The following is a 20265-nucleotide window of genomic DNA, read 5'->3' as shown; positions in this document are numbered from 1 at the left end:
TATTGAGCTTTCACTTATCTTTAAAATATCGTAAAATATCCGCCTTTTTAGGTTCAACCGAATCTGAAAAGTTTTTCCTTCATGTGAGAGTATTAACATGGTAGTAATTCGCCTAGCACGCGGTGGTGCTAAAAAACGTCCGTTCTATCAAGTTATTGTAACTGATAGCCGCAATGCGCGTGACGGTCGTTTCATCGAACGTATTGGTTTCTTCAACCCTACAGCTCAAGGTCAAGCAGAAAAACTTCGTTTAGACGCTGATCGTTTTGCACATTGGGTTGCTTTGGGCGCTCAGCCGTCTGAACGTGTTGCTTCTTTAGCTGCTCAAGCTAAAAAAGCTGCTGCAACTGCATAAGTGTAGGTAACCCATGACACCAGCACAGAATGTTCCGGAAGATCGTATTCAGATTGGACAGTTACGTTCAGCATATGGATTAAATGGGTGGCTCTGGGTCTATTCCAATACAGAACCTATGAGCAACGTGTTTGATTACCTTCCTTGGTTTGTTGAAACTAAAGCAGGTTGGCAAACAGTAGATGTTAAACGTTGGAAACCACATGGCAAAGGCTTGGTGGCTTCGCTAAAGGGCGTCTCTGATCGCACAATGGCGGATAGCTTAGTTGGCGCTAATATCTGGATTGCCAAATCACAGTTACCTCAACCTGGGGTCGATGAATATTATTGGTCTGATTTGAAAGGTTTAGTTGTACTGGGCCTCGATGAGCAAGAACAAGAAATTAATTTCGGGAAAATTCACGAATTATTCGAAACAGGTGCCAATGATGTAATGGTCGTTCATGCAACGGCAGAGAGCATTGATGGTGAGGAACGTATGATTCCATGGCACAAAGATGTGGTACAGCGAGTTGATCTCGAAGCTGGTCGTATCTACGTAAATTGGGGCGTAGATTATTAGTCCGAAAGGACCAACACAGCAGGAAAAATTGAGGAGTCTGCGGTGTATTTTGCAGTCATAACGCTTTTTCCTGAAATGTTTGAAGCGATTACAGCCTACGGCATTAGCGGACGCGCAGCAAAGCGTGAATTGATACAAGTTGATTGTATTAATCCTCGTGAGTTTGCTGAGGGCAACTACAAAAGAGTGGATGAACGTCCATTTGGTGGTGGTCCAGGTATGGTGATGATGGCAGAACCTCTGTCCAAAGCGATTCAGCATGCCAAACAGCTTGCAAAGCAAGCAGGATGTGTTCATGTCCCCGTGGTGTATATGTCACCACAAGGCAAGACCTTAAATGAACCCGCGGTACAACAATTTGTCAAATATGACGGTTTGATTGTGTTGTGTGGCCGTTATGAGGGTGTCGATGAGCGTTTGATCCAGAAATATGTCGATCAAGAATGGTCGATTGGTGATTATGTTTTATCGGGTGGTGAACTCCCTGCGATGGTGTTGTTAGACAGTATTATTCGGCGTTTACCGAATGCAATGTCTGATGAGCAATCAGCGGAGCAAGATTCTTTTGTGGATGGTCTTTTAGATTGCCCACAATATACCAAGCCAGACCATTTTGAAGGTTTGGATGTGCCTGAGGTTTTAAAGTCTGGGCATCATGCAAATATTGAAAAGTGGCGGTTTTTGCAACGCTATCAGCGTACACAACAGCGTCGACCTGAATTGGTTGAACAGGTGGAACTGACTAAGCAGCAAAAGAAATGGCTCAAAGATTTAGAATCTTAAGGTTTTAAATCTCTCTAGACAGGCCCTTTATTGTTTGAAAAGGTCAACAATAAAAGGGAAAGATAACCGGGTCGATATGCGTTTAGCCTCTATCCCCAGCAGTCATCAGACCTCTTCTGATCTGCACATATTGGAGATTCCCACAATGAGTGGTAAACATCCTTTAGTACAAGCTGTTGAAAATGCACAGTTAAAAACAGATATTCCTGCTTTTGCACCAGGTGATACAGTCATCGTTCAAGTAAAAGTAAAAGAAGGTGAGCGTGAACGTCTTCAGGCATTTGAAGGTGTTGTAATCGCTAAGAAAAACCGTGGCTTGAACTCTGCTTTCACTGTTCGCAAAATCTCTAGCGGTGTTGGTGTTGAACGTGTTTTCCAAACACATTCACCAATCGTTGCTAAAATCGAAGTGAAACGTCGTGGTGACGTTCGTCGTGCTAAACTTTACTACCTACGTGAATTGTCTGGTAAAGCTGCTCGTATTCGTGAAAAATTGCCAGCTCGTAAACAAGGTTAATCAACCGCGTTTATTTGCAGAAAAAAGTGCGCCAATTGGCGCATTTTTTTTTTGGTTAAAAATAATTTAAGTTGGCCAGATAACTTTCATTTAATGAACTGCTTTATTGTGCTTTGTTCTATAAATCTTTCATCTGAATTGTTAACATGAGCACACCTTGGATTAACTCAGCTTTTTTATGAATACAGCACGTCCCAAAATAAAGCGTCGTCACATTAGCGGTGTATTTCTTTTAAATAAGCCTTTGGGCTTAAGCTCTAATGCTGCCTTACAAAAAGTTCGCTATTTATTTCGTGCAGAGAAAGCCGGTCATACAGGAGCACTTGATCCTTTGGCGAGTGGCCTGTTACCAATTTGTCTAGGTGAGGCGACCAAGTTCTCTCATTTTTTACTTGATTCTAATAAACGCTATCACACCGTGATTCAGCTGGGTCGTTGTACCACGACTGGTGATGTTGAAGGTGAAGTGCTTGAAGAGAAATCAGTTCCAGAACTCAGTGCAGCTTTGATTGAACAGGTACTTGCTAAGTTCTTGGGAGAGACTGAGCAAATCCCCCCAATGTATTCAGCCTTAAAAAAACAAGGTCGTCCTTTATATGAGTTGGCACGTAAAGGGATTGAGGTAGAACGAGAAGCTCGTCCTATCCATGTACCTTTGATCGAGTTGATTGATTTCGATCAGAATAGTATTCGACTAGATATTTGTTGTAGTAAAGGCACTTATATTCGCGTACTGGGTGAAGATATTGCTAAGGCATTAGGCACAGTGGGCCATTTAACCTATCTTCACCGTGTTCAAACAGGTGACTTTGAGTTATTGCCTGAATACACCATTGAATATTTAGAGTCGTTAACTGAGGCTGAGCGAGAAGCTTTATTATTGCCATGCTATGCGCCAGTTGCACATTTACCGCAAATACAAGCGCCAGAAGGTCGTGCAGAGTACTTTAGTCGAGGTATGGAAAGTAATATTGATCATACGGCTGAAGCACAAGTTTTAGTGTTTGATGGTGAGCGTTGCTTAGGTTTAGCAGAAATTAGTGACCGAAAACGTTTAATCCCGAAACGTGTTCTTAATCTCTAAAGTGAATAATCAAGCTGATTAGTGATGAAGTAATGATCAGTCATCGCATGATAAGAGTAGATAAGTATGGAATTTGATTTAATCCTGACCTTGGTGTTCTTTGCCTTCTGCGCCGGCGCAATAGATGCAGCTGTAGGAGGTGGTGGATTAATTCAAATTCCAGCATTAATGGGGGCATTTCCCTCTACAGCACCTGCGACGATCTTTGGTACCAATAAACTCGCGTCAATTTGTGGCACTGCTTCAGCGGCCTTTTCATTTATGCGCCGTGTACGTATTCCTTGGCGATTGTTATTCGTCATCGCTATATTTGCAGGGTTGGGCTCTTATATAGGGGCAATGTGTGTCAGTTATATTGCCACGGATGTGCTCAAACCTTTAGTCCTTGTCATGCTGATCGTGATTGCGATCTACACATTTTTAAAAAAACAATTCGGCCAAGATCACGTTGAGCAAGTGATCACAACACAAGTGCTGGTTCTGGCTGCTGTGGGAAGTGTACTGATTGGCTTTTATGATGGTATTTTCGGCCCAGGTACGGGTAGCTTTTTTATTTTTTATTTTATTCGTTATTTAAAAGTGGATTTTTTACATGCTTCGGCACTGTCTAAAATTGCCAATTTTATGACTAATTTTGCTGCACTGAGTTTCTTTGTTCCAGCTGGTCATGTGTTATTTCAATATGGTTTGACCATGGCGGTTGCCAATGTCCTCGGGGCAATTGTCGGTGTTAAGGTTGCACTAAAATATGGTAGCGGATTTATTCGTATTCTATTTTTAATTCTGGTGAGCGTGTTGATTTGTCGTTTAGCTTACCAAATTTTTTGGATTTAAAAATAAATATACAGGTATGTTCCACATCTTGAATGGGGCGATGAAACTCAGGATAGCTGCGGGTGTTTTGATGATTTAGGCTGAAATAAAATGCAAAAGTTACTCTCTTCTTTACTGGCGATTCTAATGTTGTTTGGTTTAAGTACTACGACTTGGGCGAAGCAAGACATGTCTGTGGGGGAGCAGTGCTTTTCTGATTTTAAAAAGCAAAAGGGTTATGACCCAAACTTTATTGAATATTTAAAAAGTGCGGAAGTGATTGCTGAGCAAGTGCGTATTCATCGTTATGAGGAGAAAATAGGGACACAACTGATTCGTACAGTGATTCACGTTCCTATCGAAATTGAAGGCAAAAAAATTGCTACTGTGCTGTGTTTGGATGACCTTTATTACGACATCATTGCTGAGTAATGAAGCCGGTATTCCCTTGTTCAATCGTTATGCGCTGGAATGCCCAAACAGTTTGTGATTTGCCGCTAAGATGCTTTATGGTTCATGAAAATATTAGATCCATATTTGCAGTATAAGAAGCTCAATTAAATGAGGATGATATGACTTAAATCATCGACTCATTTGGCATTGCATCGCACAGATGATGCAATGAGAACAAGGGAGAGGAGTGTCTTTGTTAATCAATAAGCTGATCTATTCCTGAGTCTTTTTTGAGATTGCTCGTTCCCATATAGGTATCAAAAGATTGGGCAAGTAAGCAGATAATAGCCATCACAACGAATAGAGTAATTTTATATTTAATCGCCATCTTTATTTCAACTCAGAGAAAATCTGATAAAAAGATATAAGAATTTAATGATCTAATCTAATATAGAAATAATCCCCACCTATCTAATTATGAGATATGTTAACATTCAAACAATGCACTTATCTGGTTAAAATTGTTGAAGAAGGGAGTTTTATCTCAGCTTCAGAAAAACTATTTATTGCCCAATCTGCCTTGAGCCGTCAAATAAAGAATTTAGAAGATGAACTGGGTTTTATTATTTTTGATCGATCTGAGAAGAGAATTAAATTAACCGCTGCTGGGTCTTTTCTTTATAAAAATATAAAAAAAAATCTGGATTATTTTAATCATTCGATTGAGTTAGCAAAGGGAATCAGTCGAGGTGAAAATAGAACGTTAAAGCTTAGCCATTCGAGTAGTATTATTTTAGATCAAAAAAAACTGCAGCTTTTAGATCAACTTTGTGAAGAGTATGACATTAGTATCGAGTTGAATACGCTTTCTTCTGAGGCTCAAATTGAGGCGATACAGAGTGGTGAGATTGATATTGGGTTTATTCGTCCACCAATTTATCATACGTTAAACGAAGTGAATGCTGTGTGTTTATATGTCGCACCTTTATATGTCGCGGTATCAAGCTCTGATCCAAACTTTGATGATAAGAGCAGTGTGTATGTTGGTGATTTAAAGGATTTTAACTTTGTCTCTACCCCACATGCTGAACGAGGAGGTCTAAGTTATTTAGTCTCTAGTCTTTGTTTAAGTCATGGGTTTTCCCAAAAGAAATCGAGAATATCTTCAAGGAAGCTCTCGCAATTAGACTTAGTGGCACAAGGTTTAGGGATTTGTATCGTGCCTGAAGAGTTTTCTACAGTTTTACCGCAGAACGTCAAATTAATTGCTCTAGGTGACAACAATAGTCAGGCTGAAGTTCAGCTCATCTGGAAAAAAGATAATGACGTCATCATTGAACGCTGTGCTAAATCCATTCAGGATTTTTATCAATGTGTAGACTTATTGGGTATTACATAGCAAAGTAGAGTAACCCTGCGGAGTATGTAATATGTCATTGAATGTAAAATATTTACCAGTCTATAACTATTGCGAAGAACATCATTTAGATATGGTAGGCTCTGCTGCGGAGGTGATGAAGGAAATCTTAAACTATCAGGCTGATCGTGATTTGTTCTTCAGATATGCGATTGCACTGAGAGAGCTTCCTCATCGTTTATTGCATAAGTCAAAACAATCCCAAAAAACCTTTGGCCTTGATAACTTTACTTTACTCGAAAAAAATGGCGATCAAGAAGTTGTTTTTGGTCTGGTCGGTCAATTTTGGAAACTTGATTACGGGCAGGTTGTCATTGATAGTGCAGAGTCATTTCTGGCTTTTGATCAGCTTGGTGATGCAAAACTCATTTTATATTTTTCAATTGAACAATTAGATGACACGCGTTGCCGTGTTACAACTGAAACTCGCGTGTCCTGTTTAGGTGCAAAGGCATTATCTAAATTTAGACCATACTGGTATTTGATTCGCCCAGTGAGTGGTTTAATTCGGCATCGAATTTTAAAACAGCTTCAGAAAAGTATAGCCCAATCTAAAAATATATGAGCATTTTAGTTCACTGATCGATGAACTTGTGGATAACTTGGCGGTTTTCCACACAGACTATTGATCAGTGAAAATGGCATTTATTTTTGATTTAATGATCTATCATTTGGAGAGATGAGTTGTTCAGCTTTTTGTCGTGCAGAGCCAATAGTCACGCCAATCGACGCCATAATGATGCAGGCTAAAGCGACCATTTGTAATGTGCTAATGCGTTCATTGAGTAGGATAAATCCAGCTAAGGCAGCAAGTGCAGGCGATAGACTCGACAAGGTGCCGTAGCTGAGTTTGCTTAAGCGCTTAAGTGCCATTAGATCCAATGTGTATGGAATAGCGGTTGCCAAAAGCGCAATCAGCAGGGCATGTCCCCAATATTGGGTATTAAGTACGGCTTCTGCATTATAGGCCAAGCTAAAAGGCAATAGGCAAAGTGCTGAAATACAGATCGCGATGCTGAGCGCATGCATGCCGATATTTTGATGTGCAACACGTTGACCAAAGTAAATATAAAAAGCCCAACATACACCAGCACCTAAGGCATAAGCGGCACCGAGATAAGAGAAGTGCGCTTGTGCTGCATCTTGCCATGGCACTAAGAGGGCGATTCCAGCAATAGCTAAGCAGACCCAAAGCAGATCCATACGTTGCTTAATCGAAATCAAGGCCAGTGTAAGCGGTCCCATGAACTCTAACCCGACTGCAATACCTTGCGGTAACTTACCCAAAGATGCATAGAATAAGACGTTCATTAGGGCTACAGCGCCTGAATATAGTAGCAGGTCGCGCCAACGTAGATCGCCTAGACGTTTGATAATACGCCAAGAACGAAACATGACGAAAATCATGATGGAGGCAAAGCATAAGCGTAGTGTGACAACAGTGAGTGGGTCCAATACTGCGATCAATTGCTTAGCATATGAAGCACTGACCTGATAAGCCAGCATCGATAAAATCATGAAGCAAATGGCAGTGAGTTGAGTATTGGGCATGACAAAGGCGTTCACAATGGAATGGATGAATTTTAACATGATCCAGCTTATGTCTAATAGCATAACTGGATCTTTGTGAGGCAGAATTAAGATTTTGAAGCAGGCTGTTCGAGTGCTGCAGCTTGTTGTTCACGTTGTTGTCGAGCACGTTGAGTGGTGTAGGTACACCCCATGGAAGCCATCACAATGGTCAGTAGTGCTAACCACTGTGTCCAAAGTAAATACTCACCTAGAAAGATAAAACCTGATAGTGCTGCAATTGCAGGTTCGAGACTGGTCAGTGTACCGAAACTCAGTGGACTGAGATTACGTAAAGCCACCATCTCTAAGCTAAACGGTAGAGCACTTGCCAATACAGCCAGCGCAATAAAATAATAAAGTGCAGGAAGTTCGGCGACTTGTGCTAATGCTGGTGAGAACAATAAAAATGGCAACATGACGACCATACCAATACACATGCCTAAACAGACGGTATGGTTGCCTGATACGCCAGATGGTTTTTGTCCAGCAACAATATACAGTGCCCAGCACGCTCCTGCACCTAAAGCAAGTGCAATACCGATAAGGTCCAAGTCTTGTGCTGATTGATCGAAGGGAAATAAAAGGATAATACCCAATATGGCCATACCCACCCAAACAAAATCAAAACGTTGTTTTGCGTAATATAGTGCAACACCGAGCGGGCCAATAAATTCGAATGAAACTGCAATGCCAAGAGGTAAACGGCTAATCGCCGAATAGAATAAGATGTTCATTCCTGCTAAAGCACAGCCATAGCTTAAAACCGCTTTCCAGCGTACTTGACTAAAGTTAATTTTCCACGCTTTGAATATAACTGTCAGGATAATTGCGCTGAGTAAAATTCGCATAGCAGCGACGGTGAGCACAGGAAACTCATGAAATAGAACTTTAGCAAGCGAACCACTACTTTGTAATGAAATGATTGCTAAGAGCAGCAAGCCGATTGCTTGCAGCTGAGGAGCATTTTTAAGGAAGGACATAGTCTCACCAAATCGATGGGCTTGTGGCTTGAGATCACTTTGGAGATCTGATTGGGCCTCTTGTAAAGGCAAAAAAAACCACAGCTTGTATTTGATAAAATTAACACGATATCAAAATACAAGTGTGGTTTTTTAGCAATGAAAATGTGTCGCTAAATTGAGCTTAGCCCAGCATTTTCAATGTATAGAAACGCTTAGAATAAAACACGAACGCGGATTGTACCTTCAACTTCGTGTAACGTATCTAAAGCTTCTTTAGATGCAGTTGCATCTACATCCATCACTAAATAACCAACATCACCTTTAGTCATTAAAGATTGACCAGAGATGTTAATGCCGTGTTCAGCAAAGAGGTTGTTGATTTTAGATAACACACCCGGAACGTTTTGATGGATGTGCAATAAGCGGTGTTTGCCTTCAGTCAATGGTAATGCGATTTCTGGGAAGTTAACCGCAGATAAAGTCATACCTTTGTCAGAGTAAGCAACAAATTTTTCAGCAACTTCAAGACCAATATTGGCTTGAGCTTCCATGGTTGAACCACCCACGTGTGGAGTCAAGATCACGTTGTCCAAACCGCGAAGTGGTGAGATGAACTCTTCACCATTTGCTTTAGGTTCTTTCGGGAATACGTCAACTGCAGCACCAGCAACATGGCCAGATTTGATTGCATCAGCAAGGTCTTCGATGACAACACACGTACCACGTGCAGCATTAAGGAAGATTGAACCTTGTTTCATTTGTGCAAACTGATCTTTGCCAAAGAAATTACGAGTAGATGGTACATCTGGAACGTGTAGCGTGACGACATCAGCATTCGCTAATAATTCGTTAAGGCTACCCACTTGGCGTGCATTACCCATTGGCAATTTAGTGACTGCATCATAATAAATGACATGCATACCCAAGCTTTCAGCTAAAACAGAAAGTTGTGAACCAATTGAGCCGTAACCCACGATACCTAGCGTTTTACCACGAGTTTCAAATGAACCTGCTGCAGACTTGTTCCAACCACCACGGTGACAAGATGCAGATTTTTCAGGTACACCACGTAACAATAAGATTGTTTCAGCAAGAACCAATTCAGCTACAGAACGGGTATTAGAATATGGTGCGTTGAATACTGGAATACCGCGTTCCATTGCTGCTGTTAAATTAACTTGGTTAGTTCCGATACAGAAACAACCTACTGCGATTAATTTGTTGGCAGCTTCAAATACTTCTTCAGTCAATTGCGTGCGGGAACGGATTCCAACAAAGTGCGCATCAGCAATAGCTTCTTTAAGCGCATCGCCATCAAGTGCTGTTTTGCGATAATCAATGTTGGTATAACCTGCTGCATTTAAGGTGTCGATTGCATTTTGATGCACACCTTCAAGCAATAGAAAACGAATTTTATCTTTAGGTAGTGAAAGATGTTGACTCATTACGGCTCCGCTACAAAGGCCAAATTTAGTGGCAGTATATTAGCACACCAAAGCGACTATACGCATTTGCTTTCAATCGTTGTATGCTGATATTTTTTAAACGTTTTTGCTTCATAGTGTTAGTTTTAATCATTTTGAGGTGATTTTACTGTAAAAGCTTGATGAATAAAGCCTTTGATAGCGTACTGAACACGCGATTTTAGCCGAGTTTTGGTCGAGTCTAGCCAATTCAACTAAGCCGATTGTCTAAAAATGCCTTATACTACAAAGCCTAATCAGGCAGTTTCTGTACTGCTGAGTCAAATATCATGTGCTTGTCTGTGATCTTGTCTATGATCTGGACAGTGTAAGCAGCTCGCTACTGTTCATGAATTTGCTGAACTTTTACCCCGTGTCTTACTTTGCTAGGTCTGCTGACAATGAATGCTCCAGTCGCTTTAAACCCCGAATTACTGACCCAATTGACCGCTATTGTTGGCGAAAATCGTATTAAAACGGATAGCGATAGTCTCGAAAATTGGGGACGAGACCATACTAAGCACTTTGATCCAAATCCATCGGTTATCGTGTTCCCATCAAGCACTGAACAAGTTCAAGCTATAGTTAAACTTGCAAATCAGTTCAATGTTGCGATTACACCGAGTGGTGGTCGTACTGGGCTTTCTGCTGGTGCTGTAGCAAGTAATGGTGAAATCGTAGTGAGTTTGGACAAAATGAACCAAATCCTACAGTTTTTACCTGCTGACCGTATGGTGCGTATTCAAGCTGGCGTGGTCACTGAACAATTACAAGACTATGCAACTGAGCAAGGGATGTATTATCCAGTTGATTTTGCCTCTGCAGGTTCTTCGCAAATGGGCGGGAATATCGGGACCAATGCGGGTGGTATTAAAGTCATCAAATATGGCATGACACGTAACTGGATTTTAGGTCTTACTGTAGTGACAGGTAAGGGCGATATTCTCCGTTTAAATAAAGGCATGATTAAAAATGCAACCGGTTATGCGATGCAGCATTTATTCATTGGTGCAGAAGGGACTTTGGGGATTGTGACTGAAGCTGAAATTAAGCTTGAACGTCAACCACATGATCTTCAAGTGATCGTTTTAGGTGTACCTGATTTTGCTGCGGTTATGCCGGTACTTCACGCATTTCAAAATAAAATCGATTTAACTGCATTTGAGTTCTTTGGTGAACTTGCAATGCAAAAAGTACTCGACCATGGCCACGTACAACGTCCATTTGCAACTGAATGCCCATTTTATGTATTACTAGAGTTTGAAGCGCCGTATGAGCCAATTATGGACGCGGCGATGGAAATCTTTGAACATTGTATGGAACAAGGCTGGGTGCTAGATGGTGTGATGAGTCAAAGCCTCGAGCAAGTACAAAATTTATGGCGCTTACGTGAAGATATTTCTGAATCTATTGCGCCATTTATTCCATATAAAAATGATATTTCAGTTCTAATTAGTCATGTTCCTGCATTTATTGAAGAAATTGATGCGATCGTGTCTGAAAACTACCCTGATTTTGAAATTTGCTGGTTTGGCCATATTGGTGATGGTAATTTACACCTCAATATCTTAAAGCCAGCTGATTTGAGTAAAGATGAATTCTTTGCTAAGTGTCAGGTAGTTAACAAATATGTATTTGATACAGTGAAAAAATACGATGGTTCGATTTCTGCTGAACATGGTGTAGGAATGACCAAAAAGCCGTATTTGGACTACACCCGTAGTGCTGAAGAAATAGAATATATGCGTGCATTAAAACAGGTTTTCGATCCAAATGGTGTGATGAACCCTGGAAAACTTTTTGATTTAAAATAATATGTTGTATTGAGTCGCTAAGACTTATAAAACCACACTATATCCAGATATAGTGTGGTTTTTTCAATTGAAAGTAGAGAAACATTGCGCTGTTTAACAATATGACTTAAATTTTGCAGAAATACATTATTTATAGAGAGCTGACCATGCGTTTGATCCTTGCTGCCACACTCCTCGCGACTGTGAGTCTGGCTGGCTGTAATAGCCTTCAATCTCTTTATCCATCAGCATTAAAAACTGAAAAGAACGTAGAACAGAAAACACCGCCTAAGCTTGTACAACCGATCGTACAAACGCCGTTGCAACAGCTACATCGTTTACAACCTGACTTAGCCACTGAGTTAAATCAAGTTTCTATCCAACAGGTATTTAATCGCGTCGAATCACCGACTGCTGCACAAGTAACCGTCATACAATCAGGATTGATGGATGACTCCATCGATGCAATCCGAACGGTTTATCAATTTAAACGAGAAGATACGGGTCACTGGGCATTGAAGCAAACTGAAACCAGCTACAAATGCCAGCGTGGTAACAACAAAAAGCTTTTTGAAACAAAACCTTGTGCTTAACTCTATTTCATAATTAAGGTCTTAGACGGGCTTTCATTGAAGAGCCGTTTATAATCTGTAGAAAACTGGGAGAGATGCCAAAAACCCCAATAGCTTGCGGCATCTCCAATAGAAATTTTATTTTTTGCCTGTTGTAACATGCGACGTACACCATTTAAGCGCCAGTATTTTAAAAATAAAGAGGGGCTTTGCCCTGTGACAATCTCAAAATAATTTTGTAGGGTACGTTTGGAAGTTTGAGTGAGCTCACAGCATTTAGATAGTGATATTGGCTGATCTTTATTTTCAATTAAATAGTCGATTAAATATCTAACGACTTCATAGGCTTTACTTTTGGAAATCGCATCATGAAAAGGGCGATCGTGTTCAGTATGAAAATATCGGTAAGCCAAATCAATGAGATCTGATTTGAGATACTCGCATTGTAATGCGCTCAGTTGACTATGCGGATTATGTTGAATAAAAGTAATCATCTCGGTCATTTTTAGATAGAGCTGCATATTTAGTCTTTTATTTTTTATTATATTTTTAGCATCATGTAATCTTTGTAAATCAAACTCTTGCAGTAAGGCTAAGGGGAAATGTAAGGCATAAAACAATGAGTTTTCGGGTGTCTTAATGATGACTTCACTGTCTGGATAGATGCACATCACATCGTGCTGATCAATTGCTTTTCCCATCCATAGTACAGGTTGTTGAATTTGCCTAAATAAGCCAATACAGATGACATCATCTTTGGCTTTACCTTGTTGAAAAATGCACGGTGAGAGGTGTTCTTCGTAGATCCCGATCTCATCTAACCAAAAGCTATTGAGCTGGCTACTAAATTTTCCTTCAGAGACTTGATGATAGAGAAAGTCCCATTCATTGATTAAAGCGGTATGCTGAGAAAGGTTATTAATATTGGGATATGACTGATAGCCTAAGTCGGTCGTTTGATGTTGTAGCGTCATCACCAGCTCCATCTAAATACAGTAAACTCATCCTAAATTCACTTCTAATCTACTGAACTCACAGCAAGATTGCCATGAGTTCAGGAACTAAAATATGCGACTTATGCAGTCACTTGTTTAAATGCAGATTTGAGTGCATTAATCAGTACATCACAGCCGGCTTGATCAATCGTGAGCGGTGGTGCTAGGCAGAGTTTAGTACCAATAGGACGAATCACAGCACCTGCATCTCGGCAAGCTTCTGTTAAACGACTAGCAATATCGCTATCTGCATCGATTGGCTCTCTGGTTTTTTGGTCTTTAACCAGATCAAGAGCAAGCATCAAACCTTTACCACGTACTTCACCGATTAACGCATATTGCTCTTTGATTTTTTGTAGCTCAGTGAGTAAGTAGCGGCCCATTTGAGCTGCATTTTCAGGTAAATTTTCTTTTTCAACGATGTCGAGGACAGCCAGTGCTGCTGCACAACCTAGAGGATGTCCGCCATAGGTATAACCATGCATGAACAAACCTTTATGATCGTTGTTGTCATAAAATGCTTTGGCAATACGGTGGTTAAATATCGTTGCTGAAAGAGGTACATAACCAGAGCTTAAGCCTTTTGCAAGGGTCATCATATCTGGCTTTACTCCCCAACCACGTGAACCAAACATGCTTCCTGAACGGCCAAAGCCTGTGATGACCTCATCAGCAATGAGTAAAATGTCATATTTATCGCATAACTTACGCAGTGAAGGCCAGAAAGCATCAGGTGGAACAATGATACCACCTGCACCTTGAATCGGTTCAGCGATGAAGGCTGCGATGCTGTCTGCACCGTGATATTGAATAGTACGTTCAAGCTCATCAATGACCAGTTGTGCAAGTTGATCAGGATCTTCACAGTTCCACGGATTTCGATAAAGCCAAGGTGATTCGATTTGTATGCACTGTTCGAGGAGTGGGCCGTAATTCATCTTAAATACTGGCATACCGTTGAGTGAGGTCCCACCAATATTGACACCGTGATAAGCATTTTTTAGTGAAATTATACGAGTTCTTTGCGGTTGTCCTTGGAGTACCCAATATTGGCGCGCAATTTTGATCGCAGTTTCAACGGCATCTGATCCACCACTGCCGTAGACTACATTGGCCATATCTTCTTGGGCAGTCATTGCGATCAATTTATTAGAGAGTTGCTCAGCAAGTGGATGGCTAACTCCTGCAAACAATTGATAGTAGGAGATTTCATCCATTTGTTTTTTGATAGCATCTTTGACTTCTGTACGATTGTGACCGACATTGACACACCAAAGTCCAGCAAAGCCATCGAGCATTTTATGGCCTTTGTCATCCCAGACATAGAGACCATCGCCTTTAACTATGCGTAATGGTTGTTGTGTACGCCATTCATTTGGGTGAGAAAGTGCGTGCCAAAATTGATAAGTACTCTGAGTTTTGTTTTCAACGAACTGGTTCATAATGTCTATCATCCTGATCTATATTTGTTTTGATTCATCGCATTGAATAAAGCTTGGCGATGTCTTAGAGCATAGAAAATATGAAATCATCAGGGTTATCGATATTATGCAAAATGGCAGATTAATTTTTAAGTGATCAGTAATTTAAATAACAACAAAGCTCGTTTGGAGCTTGTGAGCTGAGCAAGCGAGCATTGTTGTTATGTATTTTGTTCAATATAAATCTCTTAATGACCTATAAATGCATTAACAGATTAGTCATATTGAATTGTCATTGTGGCAAGTCCTGTTACCCGACCAGGCGTTACGCTTGTAGCACTTTGATAGTAACGTGCAGTCATTGGGACTTGATATTGCACGGTTTGATTGGAGTTGACGCTGCCAAGTTCAAATTTATCATTGTTGGAAATCACTTGTTTGCTTGGACCTTCCCAAAGGAGTTGTGTCGATACACCTTGAGCTTTGTTGTTGTCTGAGGCAATGTTTTTAATCACATTTTGTGCTGAACCTTCGGGTGTAAAATCATAACTTAAACTGATCAGATTTTTTTCCGTATAGCCAGAAGGGTTTTCACCACCATTACATAAAATAGTCATATTAAAAGCTTGCTCTGCCAAGGTCGTACCCACACCTTTGAAGTCAGCTTTGGTCACAGGCGCGAGCTCAATAAAGCGGTTGGTATTACCTTGAATTTCACAAGAAGACGAAGCAATGGTAATGGCATTACCGTATACAGTTGATGTAAGCACAGGTACAGAATTGTCTCTATAGCTATAACTGCTATAGCGACCAGGTGAAAAAGCACCTGAACCTGTTACTGCTGCTGTTTTAATGATTTCTACCACAAAGTAGCCTGGGCTGAGTCTGTACTCGCTCGCAATAAGATTACGTACATAGGGGTAATAGCCTGAGAATTGATCATCTTCTAGTGCCTTACGATAGAGTCGAATACCAATTCCTTGAATATTGGTGTTATAGACTGAATCGCCAACAGGACTTAAGCTTGGATTTTTGTCTAGGACAGCGTGAATCGTACTGCCAGAACCATCACACTGAGATAAAGAGCCATTGGGCACAATGACAAAATTTGCTGTATGTAATATTTGACCCACTGTATGGCTTGGACGTACAACAACACGCCCGACATTCATTGGGATATCTACAGTCGCAAAGCCTGGTTGAGTAATACACGCTGCATTAATGCTTTGCCATGCACCGAGACATAAAATGCAAAGCGCTGTTTGAGTTAAGCACTGATTCATTGACAAATCGCCTCCGTTACAATCGCATCTTGTTGTTTTATTTTAAGTTGTTGACTAATGTCATAATCAATATGGCACTGTACTGTATTGTTCTCACCCCAATGAACTTGCAAATGATCTTTACTGAGGGGGCTACGCAAATAGATCATGCTTCCTTGTGCGACCATACCAACAACTTGTTGGTCTTGATTGGTGACTTGAGCTGCGAAAGGGAGGTGACCACCATCTTTGGTACGTGTATGGATATAGATGGCGTAGCCTTTTTTGGTGTTGAAATCGACTTTAGCTATAGCGCCAGCAAATGGTGCGATACGTTGACTACTCTCTTCAAGTTCAACGCGTGTAGACATATTTTGTGGATCTAAAGTGACATCGTTTAAACGGTAGGGGGTGACATAAGGAATCACCGCATATCCTGCTTTATTGATGCTCAGTCCTGCAACGTTATTGACTTTGGCCCCAGCCGCATCTGGTGCATAAACCAAGACCATGGTTTGTCCTTGTTCCGCGCCAAATAATACTCCACCTGCATGTGCGACGATATTTCCGCTGACATTGAGCATCGCCTGCTGATAACGATCTGCAATATTATAGCTACTTGTTAATGTGGCGTAATTGGTACGATATCGCCCATTAATATTCAATGATGGTTCAGAATAATCTTGTCGGGTAAAAGAAGCACCGTAGCTAAAGCGGTCATTGACCATACTGCTGATGCCAATATTCTGGCTATGCTGGGTAACTGCTGTGTTGACATTGATTGTGTTTTGAAATCCAAAGGGAAGGATAAACTCATCATATATTCAGTGTCATTGCTACTATGGGTAGAGCCATATTGCACTTGACGTTTATTTGCAGATAAACCATATGTTAGACCGCGATAGTTATTGGTATACCCGATTTGATACTGTTGTAAGGTTTCATTACGGTTCCAATAGTCAAGCCAAGAACCGACAACATAAATATTGCCCCAATTTTGAGAGAGACCTTGGTCAAGGGTAATTTGGAATTCACTGCGTTGCTTGCCATGTGCGTGAGTATCAATGCCTTTACTTTCTAGATCTTGTATCCACACTGCATCACGGAAACGATAGAAATCCTCTGTTGAATATCGATAAGCTGCAAGGGTAAGGTTAGTGTTGGTTGGGGAGAATAATTTGCTATAACTGAGCTTAAAACTTTGCCCCGATTTACTCCCTTGATGTTCAAAGTCTGCGTTGGATTGAGTGACGTCAAATGCAATAGAGCCAATTGGTGTTGCAATAGCACTTCCGAGTAAGATTGCAGCATAGTTTTCAGCAACTTGTAGGCCAGTATAGCCTGTTAAGTAGTTATTGATCCCATGCTGATATTTAATTTGACCGAACCATGGTGTGGCATCAATATGGTGATCACGAAACTGTCCAAGTGTTGCTGAGTAGCGGTTTAAACCTGGGCGCAGCATTTGAACTACCGATGAATACGGCACGGTAAAACGTTGGATCTCACCATTGGCTTCAATGACGGATACTTCAAGTTCTCCACCAAATCCTGTTGGATAAAGATCATTAATCTCAAAACTACCAGCAGCTACTGTCGTTTGATAGAGCAGTTGACCTTGCTGACGAATTTCAACTTTGGCATTTGTTTTTGCATTACCGCGAATCTGGGGAGCATACCCCAACATGCTGTTAGGTAACATTCGGTCATCACTTGAAAAGTCAACTCCACGATAAGCTAACGAGTCAAAGACCTCACCATCAGTAAAGCTATCTCCAATGGTAACCATGCCCCTATAGTTAGGAAATGCACGTTGCAGATAAGTGCTATTGGCTTGATAATCTGACCTCGCTTGACCATCCGCTGGTTGGCTTAACCATTGCCATTGACCATTATGTCTCAATTGCCAACTGGCAAGATTTATTCCAGTGTTCAAACTAAGAAAGGCATTGGTACTGTCTTTGTTGTGGTTGGAGTCACGGTTAAAAATCTTATAAGCACTACCGCTATAAGATAAAAAACCTGCATTAATTCCACGATTCCATACGCTTGGGTCTATATAACCCTGCGCATTTTTCTGTAATGCGATTTGTGGAATAGAGATATCCAAACGTAAACGTGAGCTATCAAATTCGTAAAAAGCAGCTTCAATCCATTGTTCAATGTGATAACAACCTGTAGAAGATAAATTATTTTGTAGTGTTAGGACTTGTTTCTTTACACCATATTCAAGTAATTGGGTCTCAGTAAAACAGGTTTGGGCTTTTGATTTATTTTCACTATTTTTAAATTGCACACGACGTTTGCCGAACCAAGTATTGTTGACATATATATCAACATTATACTCACCCGCTAAAATTGGGTTTCCGTACCGAAAAGTAGAAATATCAACTTTTTGTGCATCACCAATTAGAAAACTTGAGTCAAAGTCAGCCGCTGTTACTACTGGAGCTGAAGTAATATTTTCGGCTTGTACCGTCAATGGAATCGCGAAAGTTATCATACCGCTAGCAAAATAAAAGCGGATATGGCGCCTAAAAAAGTGAGAGGGTGAGCTGTATGTGGACATAATTACCCCGCCTATTCAAATGAGTAGGTCTCTTATAAATGTTTAATTTTTTAAATGGTTAGTGGTCTGTTATTGCAGCTTAATTTTGTGTTCTATACGACCGCCGTAGTCATTAATGTTGATAAAAATCATGTTTTCAACATTGCTACTTTGTAATGCTATTTCTTCAGTTGAAAACGGCTTTAACATCATTCCATGCGGGAGTAGGTCAACTTGTTGTTCACCTTTCTTTTGATAAAGGGCCGTTAAGGTGATGTGGAAAGGTGTTGGATTTTTTACATTTAAAGAGTTACCTGTTTTCAACCATTGCAATTGTTCAGCTGCATTATGCGCATCACCTTTAAGCTTAGCTGGTCGATAGAAAACTTTAATCCTTGAGCGAATAGCCAGTTGTAAAAAGTTTTCAGGCGCATCATTTTCACTGCTTGCTGTAGGTTTTGGAGGAATATCAACAACATTAAGCCAAAGTACCGTTTCCTGATTTTGGTTAAATTGCTCAGCCTGTGGCAATGCAGTAATTCTCAGTGTTTGGCTGCGCTCAGCTTCAACTCGTGCGATGGGTGGACTAATCATAAAAGGTGCTTTTGATTGATCCGGTGTACTGTGTGGATTTCCTTCGTCAATCCAAGCCTGAATCAAAGAGGGTTTGCTACCATTATTACTCAATTGTAAGGTGACCTCACGGGCATTGGAGGGATAAATCACCCGCGTACCATGTAGGATAATTTCGGCATGAGCTGCTGTAGCAAAGACAGCAGTGCCAAGTGCAGTTGCAAATAATGCTTTACTCAAGTTCAATTTCATTTCAGCACGCTCATCAGTGTAAATAGGGCACAACAGGACACAGAGTTTTTATACCAAGATAAAAACTCTGTAAGAGCTAGTGATTAATGATAAATAATGGTGTATTGAACAGAAGATTTAACAAGACCTGCACTCGCAGCAGCAGTTGCATAGTATTCAGCATAATAATTGAGGTCTGCGCCAGCTCCATCAGCCACGGTTACCCACTGAGAGTTGTTTTGAGCACCAGAAGCCCCAGCAGCAGTGACAGGAATGAACATATTGTTACTCCCTAGAAGCTGAACATGGACATTTTTTGCGCCAGTCGTATCCATGTTTAAGAGACGTCCACTGTTAAAGTCTACGTTTGAACCAGGCTCAAAATAAGTTGCAACTTTGCCTGCCGAACAATTTGCTAAATTGATTTGGAAAGGTGTACGACCAGCAACACTACCTGTTGTTCCAAGTGTGGTTTTAGAAACTGTAGGTAGCGTAACCGTAAAGTCTTTGCCTGCTGGAGTAACAATGTCACAAGTTTTATCTGTAACTAAACCGTTAATGGTAATGGTCCCATCTGCTGCGTATAGGTTTGACATTACTGCTGTTGTTAATGTTGCGATAAATACAATTTTTTTCATATTGTTGTCTCTAAGTGAATTTTTATCATCTCTTGGTTTTAAGATGGAAACCAAAGAGTGCTATGAAATTAACATTTTTGTGATATATATCCAGAAATCACATATTTTTATCTATAAACACTTGTTTGATTGGATGTTTTATAAATTAATGCCAATTAATAAGCAGGTTTGTTATCAACATGCGTTGTTAAAATTTGATCTTAGGTAGACATAAATATCGTATAAATTAAATTGCGAAGGATGCTTAAACGCTTAGCTAAAAGTGGGTAATAAAAAACCACAGCGTCGATTGAACGTGTGGTTTTAGGGGC

Annotated in this window: 19 protein-coding genes and 1 pseudogene; 11 read left to right on the top strand and 9 right to left on the bottom strand. The window is 40.5% G+C overall.

The window, feature by feature from the left end:
• The first annotated feature begins 97 nt into the window (after nt 1-97).
• From rpsP to Aru01_RS02855, 9 genes are all read left to right on the top strand, one after another.
• Entirely contained in the window at nt 98-355 is a 258-nt protein-coding gene (gene rpsP, locus Aru01_RS02895) for a 30S ribosomal protein S16 (protein ID WP_016657713.1), read from the top strand.
• Between the two features lie 13 nt (nt 356-368).
• Entirely contained in the window at nt 369-917 is a 549-nt protein-coding gene (gene rimM, locus Aru01_RS02890; protein ID WP_016657712.1) for a ribosome maturation factor RimM, read from the top strand.
• Nucleotides 918-959: 42 nt separating this feature from the next.
• Nucleotides 960-1700 (top strand): tRNA (guanosine(37)-N1)-methyltransferase TrmD, encoded by a 741-nt coding sequence (gene trmD / locus Aru01_RS02885; RefSeq protein WP_016657711.1) that lies wholly within the window; start codon nt 960-962, stop codon nt 1698-1700.
• A 145-nt stretch (nt 1701-1845) separates the two neighbouring features.
• Nucleotides 1846-2217, top strand: coding sequence for a 50S ribosomal protein L19 (rplS, locus tag Aru01_RS02880; RefSeq protein WP_016657710.1), 372 nt, complete (start codon nt 1846-1848; stop codon nt 2215-2217).
• A 178-nt stretch (nt 2218-2395) separates the two neighbouring features.
• Nucleotides 2396-3301 (top strand): tRNA pseudouridine(55) synthase TruB, encoded by a 906-nt coding sequence (gene truB / locus Aru01_RS02875; protein WP_016657709.1) that lies wholly within the window; start codon nt 2396-2398, stop codon nt 3299-3301.
• 66 nt (nt 3302-3367) lie between these two features.
• Nucleotides 3368-4135 (top strand): sulfite exporter TauE/SafE family protein, encoded by a 768-nt coding sequence (locus Aru01_RS02870; RefSeq protein ID WP_016657708.1) that lies wholly within the window; start codon nt 3368-3370, stop codon nt 4133-4135.
• A gap of 90 nt (nt 4136-4225) precedes the next feature.
• Nucleotides 4226-4546 carry a hypothetical protein gene (locus Aru01_RS02865; protein ID WP_016657707.1) on the top strand — a complete coding sequence of 107 codons (321 nt, stop codon included), beginning with the start codon at nt 4226-4228 and terminating at the stop codon, nt 4544-4546.
• A gap of 445 nt (nt 4547-4991) precedes the next feature.
• The gene (locus Aru01_RS02860) at nt 4992-5906 is read left to right on the top strand and encodes a LysR family transcriptional regulator (RefSeq protein ID WP_016657705.1); all 915 of its coding nucleotides are present in this window, start codon (nt 4992-4994) and stop codon (nt 5904-5906) included.
• Between the two features lie 31 nt (nt 5907-5937).
• Complete coding sequence (locus Aru01_RS02855; RefSeq protein WP_016657704.1) at nt 5938-6489, top strand: DUF2867 domain-containing protein; 552 nt, start codon at nt 5938-5940, stop codon at nt 6487-6489.
• 80 nt (nt 6490-6569) lie between these two features.
• Here Aru01_RS02855 and Aru01_RS02850 read toward each other — a convergent pair whose 3' ends face one another.
• The 3 genes from Aru01_RS02850 to serA all read right to left on the bottom strand — a co-directional run bounded on the left by Aru01_RS02850 (nt 6570) and on the right by serA (nt 9903).
• Nucleotides 6570-7475: an EamA family transporter gene (locus tag Aru01_RS02850; RefSeq protein WP_042111128.1), complete on the bottom strand. Its 906-nt coding sequence runs from the start codon at nt 7473-7475 to the stop codon at nt 6570-6572.
• Nucleotides 7476-7561: 86 nt separating this feature from the next.
• Entirely contained in the window at nt 7562-8476 is a 915-nt protein-coding gene (locus tag Aru01_RS02845; protein ID WP_040331459.1) for an EamA family transporter, read from the bottom strand.
• Nucleotides 8477-8670: 194 nt separating this feature from the next.
• Entirely contained in the window at nt 8671-9903 is a 1233-nt protein-coding gene (gene serA, locus Aru01_RS02840; protein WP_016657701.1) for a phosphoglycerate dehydrogenase, read from the bottom strand.
• A gap of 419 nt (nt 9904-10322) precedes the next feature.
• On the opposite strand from serA, the gene Aru01_RS02835 reads away from it, so the two are divergent.
• Nucleotides 10323-11735: a D-2-hydroxyglutarate dehydrogenase gene (locus Aru01_RS02835; protein WP_016657700.1), complete on the top strand. Its 1413-nt coding sequence runs from the start codon at nt 10323-10325 to the stop codon at nt 11733-11735.
• 146 nt (nt 11736-11881) lie between these two features.
• Nucleotides 11882-12307 carry a hypothetical protein gene (locus tag Aru01_RS02830; protein ID WP_016657699.1) on the top strand — a complete coding sequence of 142 codons (426 nt, stop codon included), beginning with the start codon at nt 11882-11884 and terminating at the stop codon, nt 12305-12307.
• 2 nt (nt 12308-12309) lie between these two features.
• Here the strand turns inward: Aru01_RS02830 and Aru01_RS02825 are convergent, their stop codons facing one another.
• The 6 genes and pseudogenes from Aru01_RS02825 to Aru01_RS02800 form a co-directional block, all read right to left on the bottom strand.
• Nucleotides 12310-13260, bottom strand: a complete 951-nt coding sequence (locus tag Aru01_RS02825; RefSeq protein ID WP_016657698.1) for a helix-turn-helix domain-containing protein — start codon at nt 13258-13260, stop codon at nt 12310-12312.
• A gap of 101 nt (nt 13261-13361) precedes the next feature.
• Nucleotides 13362-14723 (bottom strand): aminotransferase class III-fold pyridoxal phosphate-dependent enzyme, encoded by a 1362-nt coding sequence (locus Aru01_RS02820; RefSeq protein WP_016657697.1) that lies wholly within the window; start codon nt 14721-14723, stop codon nt 13362-13364.
• Between the two features lie 254 nt (nt 14724-14977).
• On the bottom strand, nt 14978-15985 hold the full coding sequence (locus Aru01_RS02815) for a fimbrial protein (protein ID WP_016657696.1): 1008 nt from the start codon (nt 15983-15985) through the stop codon (nt 14978-14980).
• Nucleotides 15982-18533, bottom strand: a pseudogene (locus Aru01_RS02810) (fimbria/pilus outer membrane usher protein). The gene Aru01_RS02815 and the pseudogene Aru01_RS02810 overlap by 4 nt, the downstream one beginning before the upstream one ends.
• Before the next feature lie 69 nt (nt 18534-18602).
• Nucleotides 18603-19337: a fimbrial biogenesis chaperone gene (locus tag Aru01_RS02805; protein WP_016657693.1), complete on the bottom strand. Its 735-nt coding sequence runs from the start codon at nt 19335-19337 to the stop codon at nt 18603-18605.
• Nucleotides 19338-19420: 83 nt separating this feature from the next.
• Complete coding sequence (locus Aru01_RS02800; protein ID WP_016657692.1) at nt 19421-19954, bottom strand: fimbrial protein; 534 nt, start codon at nt 19952-19954, stop codon at nt 19421-19423.
• Nucleotides 19955-20265: the final 311 nt, after the last annotated feature.

The organism is Acinetobacter rudis (assembly GCF_000829675.1).
Lineage (GTDB): Bacteria > Pseudomonadota > Gammaproteobacteria > Pseudomonadales > Moraxellaceae > Acinetobacter > Acinetobacter rudis.
Note: the sequence above shows the minus strand (reverse complement) of the source record. Positions and strands in the feature narration are given on the sequence as shown.